The following is a 463-nucleotide window of genomic DNA, read 5'->3' as shown; positions in this document are numbered from 1 at the left end:
CAGTTAAGAATCGTTTTTTCTGCTGCCATTTTTTTCTCCACTAAATCTCAATGTGTTGCTCATCATAACGATTAAAGTGAACAGCACCAAACTTGAAAGTCCCTGCATTAATCAGTGTTTTTATCTGCTGACAGATAGCTTATGCTTATCAGTCAGTTTGTTAAATTCATCTAAGAGGACCGTGTTATGACGATTGAAGTTGGACAACAGATACCAGACGGCAAACTCACCGAATGTGTGGAGTTTGATCCTCAGAATGGCTGCCCGATGAATCCTTCACCGATGGATGTGCGTGAAATGGCGAAAGGCAAAACCATTGTACTGTTTACTGTACCGGGTGCATTTACTCCGCTCTGTTCTTCTCAACATTTACCTGGTTTTGTCGAACATGCTGATGCACTGAAAGCCGCCGGCGCAGATGAGATCTGGTGTTTGGCAGTCAATGATGCATTTGTTATGGCGG

At 43.2% G+C, this 463-nt stretch carries 1 protein-coding gene; it reads left to right on the top strand.

The genetic code is table 11. From position 1 onward, the window contains the following. Positions 1-186: 186 nt before the first annotated feature. A partial coding sequence (locus tag B3O33_RS04575; RefSeq protein WP_292363065.1) for a redoxin family protein occupies positions 187-463 on the top strand: 277 nt, incomplete at its 3' end.

It is taken from the genome of Methylophaga sp. UBA1464, from assembly GCF_002325665.1.
Taxonomy (GTDB): domain Bacteria; phylum Pseudomonadota; class Gammaproteobacteria; order Nitrosococcales; family Methylophagaceae; genus Methylophaga.
Note: the sequence above shows the minus strand (reverse complement) of the source record. Positions and strands in the feature narration are given on the sequence as shown.